The sequence below is a fragment of the Sorlinia euscelidii genome (assembly GCF_036452135.1).
GTDB lineage: Bacteria > Pseudomonadota > Alphaproteobacteria > Acetobacterales > Acetobacteraceae > Sorlinia > Sorlinia euscelidii.
In genome coordinates this window covers 83,138-99,913 of record NZ_JAWJZZ010000001.1, presented here as the reverse complement: position 1 = coordinate 99,913, position 16,776 = coordinate 83,138, and the positions used below count along the sequence as shown (strand labels likewise).

The 16,776-nt window shown below is 57.3% G+C and carries 14 protein-coding genes; 3 read left to right on the top strand and 11 right to left on the bottom strand.

Annotated elements, in window-relative coordinates:
* Window positions 1-13 precede the first annotated feature (13 nt).
* The 5 genes from CGLAMM_RS00460 to CGLAMM_RS00440 all read right to left on the bottom strand — a co-directional run bounded on the left by CGLAMM_RS00460 (window position 14) and on the right by CGLAMM_RS00440 (window position 5,204).
* The gene (locus CGLAMM_RS00460) at window positions 14-979 is read right to left on the bottom strand and encodes a hemolysin family protein (RefSeq protein ID WP_394819996.1); all 966 of its coding nucleotides are present in this window, start codon (window positions 977-979) and stop codon (window positions 14-16) included.
* On the bottom strand, window positions 976-1,506 hold the full coding sequence (gene ybeY / locus CGLAMM_RS00455) for an rRNA maturation RNase YbeY (RefSeq protein WP_418115231.1): 531 nt from the start codon (window positions 1,504-1,506) through the stop codon (window positions 976-978). The genes CGLAMM_RS00460 and ybeY overlap by 4 nt, the downstream gene beginning before the upstream one ends.
* Before the next feature lie 7 nt (window positions 1,507-1,513).
* On the bottom strand, window positions 1,514-2,512 hold the full coding sequence (locus CGLAMM_RS00450; RefSeq protein ID WP_394820107.1) for a PhoH family protein: 999 nt from the start codon (window positions 2,510-2,512) through the stop codon (window positions 1,514-1,516).
* Window positions 2,513-2,619: 107 nt separating this feature from the next.
* Window positions 2,620-4,008 (bottom strand): tRNA (N6-isopentenyl adenosine(37)-C2)-methylthiotransferase MiaB, encoded by a 1,389-nt coding sequence (miaB, locus tag CGLAMM_RS00445; RefSeq protein ID WP_394819994.1) that lies wholly within the window; start codon window positions 4,006-4,008, stop codon window positions 2,620-2,622.
* 173 nt (window positions 4,009-4,181) lie between these two features.
* A complete protein-coding gene (locus CGLAMM_RS00440) occupies window positions 4,182-5,204 on the bottom strand; it encodes a lysophospholipid acyltransferase family protein (RefSeq protein ID WP_418115230.1) in 1,023 nt (340 codons plus the stop codon).
* A 413-nt stretch (window positions 5,205-5,617) separates the two neighbouring features.
* On the opposite strand from CGLAMM_RS00440, the gene CGLAMM_RS00435 reads away from it, so the two are divergent.
* Both CGLAMM_RS00435 and CGLAMM_RS00430 read left to right on the top strand, forming a co-directional pair.
* A complete protein-coding gene (locus CGLAMM_RS00435) occupies window positions 5,618-7,534 on the top strand; it encodes an autotransporter assembly complex protein TamA (RefSeq protein WP_418115229.1) in 1,917 nt (638 codons plus the stop codon).
* The gene (locus tag CGLAMM_RS00430) at window positions 7,534-11,754 is read left to right on the top strand and encodes a translocation/assembly module TamB domain-containing protein (protein WP_418115228.1); all 4,221 of its coding nucleotides are present in this window, start codon (window positions 7,534-7,536) and stop codon (window positions 11,752-11,754) included. The genes CGLAMM_RS00435 and CGLAMM_RS00430 overlap by 1 nt, the downstream gene beginning before the upstream one ends.
* Here the strand turns inward: CGLAMM_RS00430 and CGLAMM_RS00425 are convergent.
* The 5 genes from CGLAMM_RS00425 to CGLAMM_RS00405 all read right to left on the bottom strand — a co-directional run bounded on the left by CGLAMM_RS00425 (window position 11,748) and on the right by CGLAMM_RS00405 (window position 15,296).
* Window positions 11,748-12,389, bottom strand: coding sequence for a nucleoside/nucleotide kinase family protein (locus tag CGLAMM_RS00425; RefSeq protein WP_394819991.1), 642 nt, complete (start codon window positions 12,387-12,389; stop codon window positions 11,748-11,750). The two genes, CGLAMM_RS00430 and CGLAMM_RS00425, sit on opposite strands and share 7 nt — an antisense overlap.
* A gap of 95 nt (window positions 12,390-12,484) precedes the next feature.
* Window positions 12,485-12,841, bottom strand: a complete 357-nt coding sequence (locus tag CGLAMM_RS00420) for a response regulator (protein ID WP_394819990.1) — start codon at window positions 12,839-12,841, stop codon at window positions 12,485-12,487.
* A gap of 23 nt (window positions 12,842-12,864) precedes the next feature.
* Window positions 12,865-13,665, bottom strand: coding sequence for a glucose 1-dehydrogenase (locus CGLAMM_RS00415; protein ID WP_394819989.1), 801 nt, complete (start codon window positions 13,663-13,665; stop codon window positions 12,865-12,867).
* Between the two features lie 101 nt (window positions 13,666-13,766).
* Entirely contained in the window at window positions 13,767-14,264 is a 498-nt protein-coding gene (locus CGLAMM_RS00410; protein WP_319807825.1) for a CarD family transcriptional regulator, read from the bottom strand.
* Window positions 14,265-14,420: 156 nt separating this feature from the next.
* Window positions 14,421-15,296: a bestrophin family protein gene (locus tag CGLAMM_RS00405; RefSeq protein ID WP_394819988.1), complete on the bottom strand. Its 876-nt coding sequence runs from the start codon at window positions 15,294-15,296 to the stop codon at window positions 14,421-14,423.
* 266 nt (window positions 15,297-15,562) lie between these two features.
* On the opposite strand from CGLAMM_RS00405, the gene CGLAMM_RS00400 reads away from it, so the two are divergent.
* Complete coding sequence (locus CGLAMM_RS00400) at window positions 15,563-16,327, top strand: ribonuclease T2 family protein (protein WP_394819987.1); 765 nt, start codon at window positions 15,563-15,565, stop codon at window positions 16,325-16,327.
* Window positions 16,328-16,346: 19 nt separating this feature from the next.
* On the opposite strand, the gene CGLAMM_RS00395 is transcribed toward CGLAMM_RS00400, so the two are convergent.
* On the bottom strand, window positions 16,347-16,763 hold the full coding sequence (locus CGLAMM_RS00395) for a secondary thiamine-phosphate synthase enzyme YjbQ (protein WP_394819986.1): 417 nt from the start codon (window positions 16,761-16,763) through the stop codon (window positions 16,347-16,349).
* Window positions 16,764-16,776: the final 13 nt, after the last annotated feature.

The following is a 16,776-nucleotide window of genomic DNA, read 5'->3' as shown; positions in this document are numbered from 1 at the left end:
TTGGCATGACAGCTTATTCGAATGCCGTATTATGACACGAAGCGTGATCATTTTCCAAGGAAGCGCCGTTGGAAAGTTGCGCCTCATCCGGGGCGGATTCACGCCATCCTTGAGGCATTGACGCGCGCAGCGCCCGAATGTTGCGTGCATCGGCGTCCATAACGCGAAAAACCACCCCGCTTTCATGGGTGAAGACTTCACCACGAATGGGCACATGCCCGGCGAGGCGGAAGACAAGCCCGCCAATCGTCTCAATATCGGCCTCACGCTCCGCCTCATTCAGGATCGGGCCGAATCGCTTTTCAAATTCCTCAACCGGCAGGCGGGCATCGAGGTCGAACGTGCCATCCTGTCGCCGCACGATGGATTGGGCGACGGGCTCATCATGCTCATCCGAAATCTCGCCAACAATGGTTTCGACGAGGTCTTCAATTGTCACGAGCCCGTCGATACTGCCATATTCATCAATGACCAGCGCGAGATGCGTACGCCTCTTGCGCATCTGGAGCAGCAGGTCCAGAACCGGAATTTTGGGCGCGACGAAAAGTGGCTGCCGCAGCAGATCCCGGAGGGAAAAGGCCTTCCCGGTATTTTGATAGGCGATCAGGTCCTTGACGTGGATCATGCCGATAATATGGTCAAGCTCCCCGTCGAAAACGGGCACGCGGGAGTGATTTTCCCGGCGCATGAAATCAAGCGCCGCGTCATGATCCACACTTGCCGAGAGCGCGACAATATCGGCGCGCGGGATCATCACGTCATCTGCCGTCTTCCCGCGCAGATGAAGCACGTTATAAAGAAGCGCGCGCTCCTGCCGATCCAGTTCTGGCGCGGCGCCGAGATTGCCGGGATGGTCGGCTTTTTCAATCAGCGCGGCGATGGAGCCGCGCACGCCCCTTTCCCGATGACTGCCGCCGCGCCAGTTTTCAAAAAGGCGATGCCAGAATGACGCCCGGGCTTTTCCTGTCCTGCTTTTCATCGCCAGCCCCTCTCACTTACGCGCCAGGGATTGGCGACACCCAGTCGGGCCAGAATGCGGGCTTCAGCCTGCTCCATCCGTCGGGCTTCACCGGCATATAAATGATCATGTCCCGCAAGATGCAGGATGCCGTGCACCAGCAGGTGCAGCATATGCGCTGTAAAGCTTTTATCACTGGACGATGCTTCACGTCGGATCGTCTCGAAGGCCAGCGCAATATCGCCATCGCCGAAGGGCCCGGAAGCCTCAAAGGTGAGGACATTTGTCGGCTTGTTCCGCCCGCGATAAAGCGCGTTGAGCGTTTTGACGGCACGATCATTTGTCAGGAGGACGGTCGGGTGATAAGGCCGGTGCGTCATCCATGCGGACAGGGTGATGGCGCGCCTGACCTGCATTTCAAGACGCGGCACGGCGGCGTGCCATCGGCGATCCTGAACGATGATATCGCTGTCGCAAGGGACATTTTTATGATGTTGCCCCGGCGGAGGGGCGTGATGATTATCCTGCCCGGAAGGTGGAGGTTCCATCTTGTTCCTAAGAGGGTGGTTGATGGCGCTGCGCATATTTTTGCGCAGGATGGGCTTTATCATAAGCATCGACGATGCGCCCAACCAGAGGGTGCCGCACAACATCGCGCGATTCAAGCCGGATGACATGGACGCCGTCGACCTCGTCAAGGGTCTCAATCGCGTCTCGCAGGCCTGATTTGACGCCGGCGGGAAGGTCAACCTGGCTGAGATCACCCGTCACCACCATCCGTGTCCCATGGCCAAGGCGGGTGAGAAACATCTTCATCTGGGCGCAGGTCGTATTCTGGGCTTCGTCCAATATCACAAAAGCATGAGACAAGGTGCGGCCCCGCATGAAGGCCAGAGGCGCCACCTCGATTTCCCCGCTCGAAAGACGTCGCACGACTTGATCCGCGGGCAGCATATCATGCAGGGCATCATAAAGCGGGCGCAGATACGGGTCGATTTTTTCCCGCATGTCACCGGGAAGGAAGCCAAGGCGTTCACCCGCCTCCACAGCGGGGCGCGACAGAATGATGCGCTCGACCTTGCCCGCCATGAGCATGGCGACGCCTTGGGCGACGGCCAGATAGGTTTTGCCCGTGCCTGCCGGGCCAACGCTGAAAACGAGTTCCCCGGACTGAAGCCGCCGCATATAATCCGTCTGACCGGGTGAGCGGGGCGCAACCTCACCGCGTCGCGTGCGAATCTGCGGAAGATTATCAAGGTAAGCGTCAGGCTGGGGCAGATCTGTCTGAGACCCGTCTTCTGCCGGCGGCGCCGCGCCAACCATACGCACGATGGCGGCCACCATCGCACTGTCAGGCTGGGCGCCCAGTTCCGACTTGTTATAGAGGTTGAGAAGGGCGGATTGCGCGCGGGCGACATCCTGCTGCCTGCCGGAGATCGCCACTTTATTGCCGCGACAGGCTAATTTGACCTGAAAGCCGTCTTCGATGATCGGCAGGTGCTGATCATACTGGCCGAGGACGCGTTGCAGAGAGCTATTATTATCAAACCTGATCGAAGCTTTGTGCTTCGTGTCGGTTTTCTCGGCCGTTCTCGGCCAATTTTCAGTCTGGGGGTTGGAATGCTCGTGAGGAAGCGGGTTGCGGAGTGAAGAAAATTCGCTCAAGCGCAGATAGTCTCCCGGATAAGTTCCCCCGCCAGGGAGTTGGTGAGGGTGTGCAGAATCCGAACCGTTACGATACGCCCGATCATATGTTCCGGCGCGTCGATAATGACGGGCTGCTGGTAAGGTGAACGTCCTACAACCTGTCCTGGTTTACGACCTTTATGCGTCAGCAGCACGGCGACGTCCCGCCCGACCAGCGCCCCGTTGAAGGCATCCTGCTGCGCGCGGATCAATTTCTGCACGATTTGCAGGCGCGCATCCTTGACCGCTTCATCCACCTGAAAATCCGCCGCGGACGCGGGTGTACCGGGGCGCGGAGAATATTTGAACGTATAGGCCTGCGCGAAACCAATATCGCGGATCAGCGCCAGGGTCGCCTCAAAATCATCATCTGTCTCACCCGGGTGGCCGACGATGAAATCGGATGAGATGGCGATGTCCGGCCTTGCCGCGCGGAAGCGTCGGATGATGTCGCGATACTCATCCGCTGTATGGCCGCGATTCATCGCTTTCAGAACACGGTCAGACCCTGATTGAACCGGTAAATGCAGGAACGGCATCAGTGCTGCCTCATCCCGATGGGCATCGATCAGGCTTTGTGTCACATCCCGTGGGTGAGAGGTGGTGTAACGGATACGGGCGATCCCCTCAATCCGGGATAAGGCCCGGACGAGTTGAGGCAGGTCCGCCGACGCACCCTGCGCATCAAGCCCATGATAGGCATTGACGTTCTGGCCCAGAAGGGTCAGCTCCCGCACGCCATGGCGCGCCATCTGCCGGGCTTCCGACAGAATGGATGCTACAGAGCGGCTGGACTCGGCGCCACGCGTGTAAGGCACGACGCAGAAGGAGCAGAATTTGTCGCATCCCTCCTGTATCGTCAGGAAGGCAGAAAGATTTTCCGGCGTTTGCGGCGCGGCTTCTGTTGGCAGGAAGTCAAACTTCATATCAACCGGAAAATCCGTCTCAATGACATGGCCCCCGGCGCGGGCTGCGCGCGCAACCATTTCAGGCAGGCGGTGGTAAGTCTGGGGGCCGAGGACGATATCAACATAAGGGGCGCGCTGGATGATTTCAGCCCCTTCCGCCTGGGCGACGCATCCCGCCACGGCAATCACCATGCGCTCATGCCCCTGGGCGAGGCGGTCCTCCCGGATTTTTTTCAGCAGGCCAAGCTCTGAAAACACCTTTTCCGTCGCGCGCTCACGAATGTGACAGGTATTGAGGATGACCATGTCGGCATGCTCAACCTGTGACACAGGGCGGTAACCGAGCGGGCGGAGAACGTCTTCCATGCGCGCACTGTCATAGACGTTCATCTGACATCCCCACGTGATGACATGGAGGTTCTTCAGCTTTGTCGTCGTGGCGGTATTATCGGTCATGTGTCTCAGGGCAGTCGCCACTTAATTATGTCCCGGATGGCTGCATCCCACAGGCAGATCGATCAGTGAAATGATGCAGCAGACGTGATCAGAGCGCGTTATAGCGCCTTCGTGCCCGGAATCCAATATTTTGTCGCTTCACATCTTGCGCGTGCACGATGAGGAACATGGAATTATCGGGTTTTATACCTGATTATCTGCAAATTCCTGAGACTTTTCACGCGGCTTGACCCGCTTTTGCGCGGCGGGCATTGCGGGTTCTGGGGGTTCAGGCAGGTTGTCATGACCCTCATGCAGGTGGTGCACGCCCCGGGCCACAACATCATAAACAGCAGCGGAGAGACTTTTCCGATCCGGGTAACTTGCCGGGTCAATGGGGGGTGCAGCAGAATGCTGGCCCGCATTCGACGCCATCGCGTGACCTGCCAGATATGGGGCGCCAGATCCATATCGCCATACCACGCAAAGACTTCACAATCCTCACGCCCCACATCGCGGCCATTCAACCCGTCATAGACGATGGAAACAGGCTGTATCAGGACGGGGGGTGGAAGGGAGGCCTCATCCGTCTTGCCTGACGGCTTCGCGACGGCGAAGAAAGAGGACATGAAAGGCAGGACATCGCGCCCGTCAGAAGACGTGCCTTCCGGAAATAATATCAGATTATCGCCCGCCCGCAGACGCGACGACATATCAAAAAGCTCTCGCCCCGTATTATTTCGCTGTCGACTGACGAAGATCGTGCGTCCAAGCCGGGCGAGCGTGCCAATGACGGGCCATTCCGCAATTTGCTGCTTGGCCACGAAAACCGTCGGCAGCGCGCCGCCCGCGACCGGGATATCAAGCCAGGAACAATGATTGGCGACAAAAATGACCGGCTTCTCACCACGCTCCACGGCTTTGCGATCCCGCTTTTTACCAGCGAGCGCGCCGATGATGCGGACTTCAAGGCCCAGAATGCGGCAGATTGTCGCCCAATAAACCCGTGCCACCCAGATTTTCCCCCAACCATCAAATCGGATGAGAACGGATTGGGGGATCGCCATCAGCCCGGTGAGGAGGAGTGCACCTGAAATGCGGTAGACGGACCGGAGCCGGGCTGAAAACGTATCACGCACGCCATATTTCGTGACCGGAGACGTGCCCGATGGCGGTGCGCTGGCGATAGGCGGGGGCGGTCCTTCTCGGTGAGGCATCAGACGGGACACACAACTGATAAACAGGCCGAGCAGAGAAAATCTTGCATGGGTCTCAAAACGATTCTTTCGTTTTCGGTTACCGCCTAAACGCGTCCCCGTTCCGGCGGTGTCTTGGGATCACCCACGACTTTATGCACAATCCGGGCGGGTGACAACTCTCGAGATTCAACCTTATAAGCTGGAGAAGGTTCATTGCCTTCCCGCCCATTGGCGTCACGGCAGGATGGGGGATTGATCTTTGCAGAAGATCCGACAAAAGCGTTAACCTCCGCACGCGTGACGAAAATTCGCCATTTTTCTCTGACAGGAACGCAACGGTTAAAATCTGGTCACGCACATCGCATATTCGGGAAGACGCTTTGAAAGCCTATTTGCGACATTTTCTGAAAGTTCTGTTGATTTCGGGCTTGATGATCGGCCTTGCTGAGGGGCGGGATGTGTCCGGCTATGATGTTGATGTTAAACCGTCAGGTGATGATGCTCTTGACCCGCTTGTGACCGCTTCGTCCCTGCTCATCTCGTTACAGAAGGCGAAATATCCGGGTGATTTCGCGTTCATCGCCCGGTTGCGGTCAGATTATCGTAATATCGGTGAGGCGCTGCAAAGTCGCGGCTATTATGACGGTCAGGTAATCATCACGGTGACATTGGCGGGGAAGGCGCCGATCGACGCGAAAGACCCTCATTTGCTGGATTATCTCCGGGCCGCGGGTCAGGATAGTCAGCGCCATATCAACATCTCAGTCGTCAAAGGTGATGTTTTTGAAATCGGGACAATCGCGTTTTTTCTCCCCCTTCCACCTGTCAAGGGTGACGCGGAAAAGGCGAAGGGACCGGAAGCGGATGGCGTCGCCTGGGGCCGCCCCATCACCCTGCCGCAGGCTGCGCAGGCGCGTTTCGGGCTGAAGCCCGGTCAGCCCGCGATTGCGGAGGACGTGCTGGCGGCGCGGGGGCGCCTGCTGCATGATCTGCTTGAGACCGGACATGCGGAAGCGCGGGTGGATGCGCCCATCGCCATGGTGGATAAGACTGCCAAAACGCTTAACCTTAAATTGACGGTTTATGAGGGGCCGGTCGTGGCGATTGGTCCTGTCACTTTTTCCGGCATGAAGCGCACGCGGCTTTCCTTTCTGAAGAATCGGCTACAACTCCATGAGGGTGAATTATATCGACCCTCGAAAATCGAGGATGCGCGTCAGGATATCGTCGATACCGGTATCTTCTCTTATGTCGGGGCGAAAAATGAACCCCCTTTAGTGTCACTTGCGCGGCCGCAACATGGGCTTCAGCAGGCAATGCCGGTTGTCATCAAGCTTCAGGAATCCAAGATGCGGAATATCGCGGGCCAGGCGGGATATTCGACCGATCTGGGTGGGCGCGCCGGTGTGGACTGGACGCATCGCAACCTTTTCGGCGGGGCCGAGCGGCTGAAAGTGACAGCCCTGATGACCGGCCTCGGTGGCTCCGCCCAGCAAGGGCTGGGCTATGATTTTTACACGGATCTGCTCAAGCCGGATTTTCTGCGTCGGCAGCAAAATCTCAGCCTGCGTGTCGAAGGTGTAAAGCAATTTCTTTACTCCTACCATCAGACAGCCTTGATCATCCGGGGTGGCATCTCCCGCAATGTGAGTCGCTACTGGAATATCGGCGCCAGCCTCTCCGTCGAGCAGGAAAAAATCCGTCAGTTCGGCGCGGAGAATGATTATTTCATCGCGTCCATCCCGCTCAGTGCCACCTATGACAGCACGGAGGTGAGCAACCCGATTGAACCCGCGACCCACGGCATTCGCGCCAATATCACCGTCACGCCTTCGGAATCGTTTGAACACGGCAATTCCTTCTTCACCGTCCTGAGCGCGAGTGTATCGCATTATTTTGACCTCAACCGTTTAGGGCTGACGAAACCGGGGCGCTCCATCATCGCGATACGCGGCATTGTTGGCAGCGTTCAGGGGGCCTCGGTTTTTCAGATCCCGCCGGATCAGCGCCTGTACGCAGGTGGTCCCGCAACCGTGCGAGGCTTTCGTTATCAGGGCATCGGACCGCAACAGGGGAAATACGCCGTCGGCGGCACATCGCTCGATGCCGGGACAGTGGAATTCAGACAGCGCGTGATGGAGAAATTCGGCGTCGCAGCCTTTGTCGATGCCGGGCAGGTTGGTGAGGGGAGCCGCCCTTTTCAGGGGACCGTGCGCGTCGGATATGGCGCTGGCGTGCGCTACTACACCCCGATCGGCCCCGTGCGACTGGATTTTGCCCTACCCATGAACCGTCCGCGCAATGGGGATAAGTGGGAGTTCTATGTTGGTCTTGGGGAGACTTTCTGATGTCTGATGATATCTTCAGCCGGCCTCCCGAACCGTCAGGATCCGATAAAGCGCCTCTGTCGAGATCCCGGCGACTCTGGCGATTTCTGTTTCTCGCCATTCTGGCCTTACTCTCATGCGTGATTGTGGGATCAGTGGCGGTAATCTGCTTCATCAACACATCTTATGGTCGCCATTTCGTGGAAAAGCAGGTGCCGTCTTTGACGGGCGGTATGGTGGATATCGCAGGTCTCTCGGGTCGCTTCCCGACGAAGATTTCATTGGCGCATCTCAGTCTAAGAGACAAGCAGGGTGTCTGGTTTGCGGCGGACCATGTAACGTTGCGCTGGCATCCGCTGGCCCTGCTGCATATGCGGGTCAAAATTGATGATGTCCTGGCGCAAACCGTCTCACTTTCCCGGATGCCCGTCCCCGAAGAAGCCAACGCGACGACATCGGACAGTTCTGCATTTTCACCAGGATATTTGCATCTCGCCATCCAATTGCGTCGGCTTGACGTGGAGAGGCTTGAAATCGGCGCACCATTGGCCGGGGTGGCGGCGCGCTTTTCCGTCAAGGGCCGTGCGCACATCGTGAATCTCGCGCGGCTGCTCGACGGGGTGGACCTCAAGCGCCTGCCCAGACTGCAAATCGGGCTGAATGTCACGCGCCTTGACCAGGCAGGCCATCTGAAGCTTGACGTCAGGAATTCATCGCGTCGCCTCAACCTTCATCTTGATGCGGCCGACCCCTCCAACGCGTTTCTGGCGCGGCTTATCACTCAACCGCGGGCCGTCCCTCTTACCCTCAACCTCGAAGCAGCGGGGCCGCATAAGCATCTCGCCGCAATGCTGGACGCGAAGATCGGGGACGGGCGCATTGCGGGTCAGGCCCTTTTGAATCTCCCGGCGCAGAAAGCGAAGCTCGATCTGGACGCGCAGATCGGCGCCATGCAGTTCGCATCCATGGCAGGCTGGCAATCTCTGTCAGGGTCAATCCATCTCCAGGGACCATTCCTCGCGCCGCTTGGACGGGGAAACGTGACCATCAACCACCTGACAAGCGCAGCGGCGCAGATAGGGCGGGTCAATCTGCAATTTGACGGGCACGCCGATGCCGGGAAAGCGGAAATATTGTCACTTCGCACCCAAATCGACCATCTCAAATCAGATGCATTGCCTTCGCATCCATTTGATGCGGATCCGATTATCATGACCGCGACTTACCTACCCGAAGCACGTGGGGGGCCGGTGCAACTCAAAATCGCACATCGAATCCTTAAAATTAAAGGCGATGCAGAGACGAAAGCTGGATTGACAGGCCGCGTCGCTTACAACTTGCCGGACCTCGCCCCTTTTGCGGCTTTGGGCGCGGTCAAAATGGCAGGGCATCTTGAGGGTAAGGCGCAGTTTGCGTGGTCCGGCACGTCATCTGACGCGGCGAGTCTCACAAATGACACGCAAATTTCCGTTTCCGAGGCGCCGCGGGCCTGGCAGGGCCTGGTGCAGGGACTGACAAAACTTCATCTGTCCTTCAAACAGAAAGTGAGTAGCGGGAAGCCCGTTTATCATCTGAAAGATCTTTCCATCACCAACCCGCATCTCGGGGTTGAGGCATCCGGTTCCGCCGGTTTGCAGCCGGAGCAGAAACTGCAACTCGGGCTGAAAGTGAAGCTGCCTCAGTTGGAAAATGCCGCGCCTAATCTCAGAGGCCATGCCGATCTTGTCGCGACCCTTGACGGAAAAATCGATGATTTCTCCCTCTCATCTGAACTGAAAAGCGCGATCGGCCTCAATAAAGCCGCGGATGGACAAATCACCCTGTCAACGGCGTTTAAACATTTGCCAAACCGGCCCGAGGGGTTCGTTAAAGCGTCGGGCACGCTCGATTCAGCACCGTTGGATCTCGTCTCCCACCTTTCAAGTGATGAAAATGGTGGCCATCACTTCACGCTGGAGCGACTTGCATGGCGCGGCGTGAAGGGACACGCAGATATGCGCCTTGGACCGCACAAAATCTTTCCGGTCGGAAATGCGCAGATTGATGTCGCGGACCTCAACCATTTCAGCGCCCTCGCGGGCCAGGCTTTAGCGGGACATATCTCCCTCAAAGCGGCGACGCAGGAGGCCATGGCGGGGCATCGTCAACGTGTGGATGCTATGCTGAATGGACGTATCACAAGCCCGGATTTTCAGCTCGGCGGGCTGAATTTGACGGCCTATGTGACTGATCCTGAAACAAATCCCAAAATTTCAGCGCGCCTTAAACTTGATCAGATCAAAACCGGGACGATTACAGGTGCGGCATCGGCACAGTTAAATGGGCCGCCGGATGACCTGCACCTCAATCTACGCTCTCACTTTGACCCGTTCTTCGGCACTGACCTCACTTTGTCATCGGACGTCACGGCCGATGTGATGAAGCAGACGGCACATGTCACAAAATTAAATGCGCAACTGAAAGATGACGTGCTTCGTCTGACCAAACCGCTGCTTGTGACATGGGGGGCGCGCACCGGGGTGGATAATATTTCTTTGAGCCTTTCAAAACCCGGCATTGCGCCAGCCTCCCTGACGGGACACGCATTCCTCTCACCAGCATTCTCCGTTCAGATGACGCTGAAAAACCTTCGGCCCGCCTTTGCATCGCCTTTTGCGCCCTCCCTCGATATTGATGGCGTCCTGTCCGCAACGGCGCAACTCGCGGGTTCGACAGCCTCGCCGCAAGGCCGAGTCACCTTATTAGCAGATCATCTTCACGCTCTATCCGGCGATGCGGCGGCTCTGCCCTCCGCGACGATCAAGGCCATTGGGGACATAAAAGGGGAGAATCTTCAGCTTCAGGCGACGGCCCACGCCGGAAGTGACCTTAATATGAACGTGGCGGGCACGGCCCCCCTCGCAGGGACAGGTGCCTTAAATCTGGCGACGCGTGGCCAGATTAACCTTCGTATTGCTGACGCCGTCACGGGGGCGGGCGGGATAGCCGTGCAGGGGCGGGTCATGACGGATCTCCAGGCCAAAGGCACTGTTCAAAAGCCGCAGATCAGCGGCGCTGTGACATTGAAGGACGTGGCTTTCTCAAATTATGCGCAGGGCCTGTCCGTGCATGGGATCAATGGCCGTATCGTCAGCGTCAATAATCAGCTTATTCTGCAGGATATCGTCGGTCGCGCCGGAGAGGGAGAGATCGGTGTTTCCGGGTCAGTCGGTGTCCTTGAGCCGGGAATACCCTTGGACATCTCCGTGAACGCGCACAAAGCCCGGCCGATTTCGAGTGAGCTGATCACCGCCGTGATTGATGCCTCATTGCGCGCCAGAGGCAAGCTCAGTGAGGCGATGGATCTGTCCGGAAAGGTGAAGCTCGATACAGTCACCGTTAATATCCCGGATTCCGTCCCGGCCTCCATACCCAAGCTTAACGTCATATGGCCTGATCAGAAAGTTTCACGCGATGCGGCGCAAGGCGATGGCGGGATGAAAGTCAACCTGGATCTTGAAGTGGCCTCACCTGGGAGTTTCTACGTCAGGGGCCATGGGCTGGATGCGGAAATGATGGGCACGCTGCACATAAACGGCACGGCCAACTCACCGAATATTGAGGGAAGTTTCCATATGCGGCGGGGATATTTCAATCTCGCAGGTGTCAACCTCAATTTCTCCCACGGTGTCGTCGGGTTTAATGGCTCGGGCGTGGAGCACCAGCTTGACCCGTCTCTGGATTTCCGCGCGGACCGCAACGTGCAGGGCACGACGGCCAGCCTCGTTGTTTCCGGCTATGCCAGCGCTCCGAAGATCGACTTCACCTCCTCACCGTCCTTCCCCCGGGACCAGGTGTTAGCAATGTTGTTATTTGGCAGCATGACGCCCCAGCTCACGACATCGCAAATGGCGTCTCTCGCCACAGCATTGGCCCAGATCGCCGGGGGCAGTGGTGGTTTTGACCCTCTCACCAAGATACGTGGCCTATTGGGGCTGGACCGCCTCGCTGTTGGCGGGGGCTCCGGCGTGGCAGATGGCGGGGCCAGCGTCGAAGCCGGGAAATATATTACGAAGGGCGTCTATGTCGGGGCGAAGCAGGCGACGCAGGGCTCCGGCACGCAGGCGCAGGTTCAGGTTGATTTAACAAAACGCCTCAAACTGAACACGACGGTCGGAACAGGGGGGCAGATCACCGGTTTCACCACGCCGGAGAATGATCCTGGCTCCAGCGTTGGGCTGAGTTACGGGTTGGATTACTGATAAAGCGCTTCCATGATGCCGCGCGGAATGACCCAGTCCGCGCGGGATTTAAAGGACTCGATGAAACGCGCATTGGGCGCGTCTGTCTGGGTGATCCAGGCTTCCGCCTCAGACTGCGTGCGCCCGAAACTGACGTGGCGCGCCGCCAGCCACATGTTACGCGCGGCATCATCGACATCGACATACCAGACTTGATGCATGTGCCGGCGCGCGACCTGCCAATGGCCGTCACAAAGCAGGTAATTCCCTTCAATGATTACGAGGCGGCATGATGGCGCGATGGCGATGGCGCCCGCAATCGCGGCATCCACCTCACGTTTAAAATCCGGCGCATAAATAATTTGGTCTTCACCCGGCTGTGCGACGCGTTGCACGAGGGCGGCGAAGCCGGCACTGTCAAATGTGTCCTCCGCGCCCTTGCGTTGGCGGCGGCCCAAGGTGTCAAGCACTTCATTGGCGAGGTGAAAGCCATCCATGGGCAGGATCGCGGCTTCCGGCCCTAAATAAGTTTTGATCTGTGCTGAAAGGGATGATTTACCGCAACCGGGCGGCCCGGCAATGCCGAGGAGAACGCGCTCGTGCGATGCCATGAAGGACTTAATGCGCGATAAAATGGCGTCGGGGAGCTGAACCATGTTGAGGAGGTAACACTGCCTGGCGCATCCGGACAAGAGTGTAGCGGCGGGACTTATCCGGGCGCGGGGCGAATTCCCCTCCGCGCGTCAGGGGGTTACTTCAGCAGGCTCTCAAGTTGGGCGACGAGATCCTCATAAACATAGGGTTTGGCGGCAAATTTTTCCCGTGGGGAGAGGGTGCTGGCATCCATCATGTTCCCGGTAGTATAGATGATGGCGAGGCCCGGTTTTTCCTGCGATAAAACGCGCCCTAACGCAAAACCGTCTCCATCGGGCAGGGTAAGGTCGATAATTGCCGCCGCAATATCGCCCTCTTGCCGGAAAACGGTTTGCGCCTCCTGACAGCTTGTGGTGATCAGCGCCTCATAGCCGCTGGAAATCAGAAATTCCTCAAGGCAGGCGCCGATGAGGAAATCATCTTCGATAATCAGGATTTTGTCGTGTTGCGGCACAACCAGCTCCGATTATGTAGGTGTCAGGACGACCAATTATCTTCAAAATCGCGGTAGAGCGTTAAATCGCCATCGACGTAAAGGGTTTGGCCGGTAATGTAGCTCGCCGCATCTGAAGCGAGGAAAAGCACACCGGCGGAAATCTCTGAAGCCTCACCGGGTCGACGCATTGGAATGTGACTTGAGACGGCTTTCCGCTTCTTCGGGTCTTTCGTCCAATCCTCGTTCATCGGTGTGACGATCGCCCCCGGAGCGATCCCATTAACGCGGATACCATATTGCGCGAATTCAAGCGCCAGGGTGCGCACGACATTCCCGAGGGCACCCTTACTGGCGGAATAACCGAGATAGCCGGGCTTAGGGATTTTTTGGTGGACAGAGCTTGTGACGACAATCGTGCCTGACTTTTTATGGTCCCGCCAATAACGAATGGCCTGCTGGGCATTAATGACAATGGCTGTGAGATTGAGCTTCAGCACTGCCTCAAAATCATCAAGTTTCATGTCTTCGGACGGCGCGGCGATCTGCATACCGGCATTGCAGATCAAAATGTCCAGACCACCAAAATGGGAGACCGTATCTTCAAAAACTTTGCGAACGCTCTTTTCATCCGCGAGGTCGGCCTCTAGCTTGATGTGCCTGCCGGGCGTGGCGTTTTTCATGTCGCGCAGCACAAGGTCAAGCTCGTCATCATGGCGGGCGGTTATGGCGAGTTGCGCGCCCTGCGCCGCGAAGTCGAGGGCGATCTGGCGACCAATACCTTTCGACGCGCCTGTGACGAGAACGGTTTTACCTTTAAAAGGCGGCTGCGTTTTCTGTGTCATCAAGGTCTCTCCCCTGGCATGTCAGAAGCAAACAGATGAAGCCGCTGCCGGAAGGACAAGTGAGATAACAGCGGGCAAGTTGACGTCCCTGAAGCAGGATCTCAGGAAAGCGCCTTCATTTTTTCTGTCAGTTCCTGCAACACAACCGCGGAATCGCGATTTTCGAGGATCGCGACTTCACTGACAAAACGCTCCTGCGCGGCTTCAAAAAGTTTGCGCTCACTGAAGCTGCCATCGAGACTATCGACATTCCGGCGTAAATCGCGCAGCACCTCGGCAATCTGAACAAGATCCCCGGAATTGATCTTTTCCTGATAAGCGACGGCACGACGCGCCCACATGCCGCGGCTGACATGGGGTTTGCCTTTAATGACCGACATCGCTTTATCAACAATGTCCTGCGTGACGATTTTACGAAGGCCGGATTTCTGAGCTTTGGCAAGCGGGATGCGCAACGTCATCTGGTTGCCGGGGAATGAAATCTGGATGAACTCCAGCTTCGTCCCGGCAATTTCATCAACACCGATGCGGTCAACGCGGCCCACGCCATGCGCGGCATAAACAATCGAATCGCCCTCCTGGAACGGCGCCTCCTTCATGGTGGCGGGCTCCGTCGGATGGGGAGATGATGTTGCGGCGCTACGGGGCGTCGTGTCTTCAATCGCTTCGCTCAGAGTGGTTCTCGATTTGCTCATCTGAGGCGTGTAACATAAATAATGGGATTTGTCTGCAATCCTTTGCAAAAGAGACGTGGCTCAGGGCTGCACGTCATTGACAGGCTCAATAGGCGGCCCGACTTTCTCCCCGATTGCCTGTAAAAGGTCGATTTCAATCGTGCGTGACATGGTCAGCATCGGCAGGGCGTGCACGCTGGGGCGGAAGGGCTCCTGAAGATCGCGCCCGCTTTTATCCAGCGCCTGAAACAGAAAACCGACAAGGCTGGAGCCGAGCGGGGTGATCCATCCCAGGGTCTGTACAGCTGAAAGCGGCAACACGATGCAGAAAACATGAGTGACAAAAAGCGGGATCGTCGAATATTGGATGGGAAGCGGGGTGTTTTTGATCCGCTCCAACCCGCCCTGGGAATTGGCCAGATCACTCAATATGCGGTCAACCGTGCCATGTACCGCGCCGTCGATTTTCTTCTCAGCAACTTCCCGCGCGACTTCAAGCCCGATTTCATAGAGAAGCGCATTCGGTTTGTTACGGCGCGCCATGACGCGTTCAAACATGTGCGGCGTCAGGAGGCGTTGGGGGTCCGGGCCTTCATTCAGGCCGGAGAGGGCGCTGCGTAGCAGATAGGGATAGGCCGCCATGGCGCGCGCGAGGTCCGGGCGACCTTCGAGGAGGGAGGCGGCCTGACGGGCGAAGGAGCGGCAATTATTTGTCACAGATCCCCAGAGACTGCGCCCCTCCCACCATCTCGCATAGGCCGCGTTATTACGCATCCCAAGAAACAGGGCCAGGGCAGAGCCCATTAAGGAGACGGGAAGGGCGGGTTGCTCCATCCATTCCTGATGGTAAATCTGATAGAGGATGACGACGATAAAGTCCCAGGCCGCAAAAATAATAAGCGGCGTCGAGGTCTCTCGCACGATGATCCACAGGCCTCGACCTCTATTGACAATCATGTCCTGCACCCTTTGTTTGAAATGGCATGACGTGCGACAAACCCTTTTAACAACGCTTTACGAAAATTCATATCTTTCTAACGTGGCGCAACGAGACGAGGCACCAACAGGGCGCATTTGGAGGTCGCCTTGGGCCGGGTTTTCAATTTACAGAAGTCGATCAGTCGCCCTAAGTTCACCACCGTTAAAGGAGCCTTAACCCTGGCGGACAGGCGCGGGATGAGGTCGGAAATTTCATGAGAGAATTTATTTATGAGAGGCATGGAATGAAAATTTCCCGTTTTCCGCATTCACCATGTCGTTTCATGGGCGTCCTGGCGGTGCTTTGGAGCCTATGTGCCCCCCAGGCCCACGCGGCATTACCAAATACGAAGTTTGATCATTACACGATTGCCCTCAGTTGGTTGCCCGGTTTCTGCCTTGTTTCGCAGCAATGTACGCCAAAAACGGCCCATGAAAATCTCATCGGGCTACACGGCATCTGGCCCTCTGAACCCAGATCGCTGGAGAATGCCGGCCTGCCCGAAAAAATCTGGGAGCAGAGGGGATGTCAGGCCGTTCCGATCGGGGCTCATAGCCGGGCGACCCCGATAAGTGCGGAGACGCAGGCGGCTTTCAGGCGCGTCACGGCGGATACGGGCCGGGATCTCGTGGCGCATGAAGCCGAAAAGCACCTCGCCTGTCTTGAGCTTGACCCGGATAAAACGATCCGATCGGCGCTAAAGGTGCGTGAGGATTTCCTGCAAACCGATATGGCGGCTTTTCTGCGCGCCGGGGTCGGTAAGAAAATATCGCGTGCGGCGTTTTTTGCCGCTGCCCGTCGGGATTGGCCGCGTTTTCCAAATGGCGGGATCGTGCTGCGCTGTCGACGCGACGTGAAGAAGCGCGCCATTCTCGTTGAAGTTCAGCTTGCGCTCAACCCCGCATCGATAGAGGATTTCCCCCACATGCGTGCTTTTGCTTCCGTAACAGGAAGGCGCAGTAGCTGCCCGGCGAAGTTCTTTCTGCCAGACTGGTCAGACGTCCCTTGAAAGCTTCATCAAGGGGCGCTCAGTCACCCATCAAATGGAGCACGATCTGACGCTGATGGGGGCGGCGACGATGTTCAAACAGATACAGCCCCTGCCAGGTGCCGAGGACAGTGCGCCCGTCCCTGACAGGGAGGCTGAGCTGCGTGTTTGTCAATAAGCTACGGAGATGGGCCGGCATATCGTCGGCCCCCTCATAATCATGCTGGTAATGCCGCGTTTCCGGGACAAGGTCATCAAAATAGGCCTCAATGTCACGCAGGACGGTCGGGTCGGCATTTTCCTGCACAGTGAGGGAGGCGGAGGTGTGACGGCACCATAATGTCAGCAGGCCCGTTTCAATGCCGGTCTCAGCGACCCAGTCTTCCACAGAGGCCGTGATATTGATCAGGCCCTTCTGGCGGGTGGTGATGTTAAGAGTGTGAAATGCCTGTCGCATGTTACCCGTAACG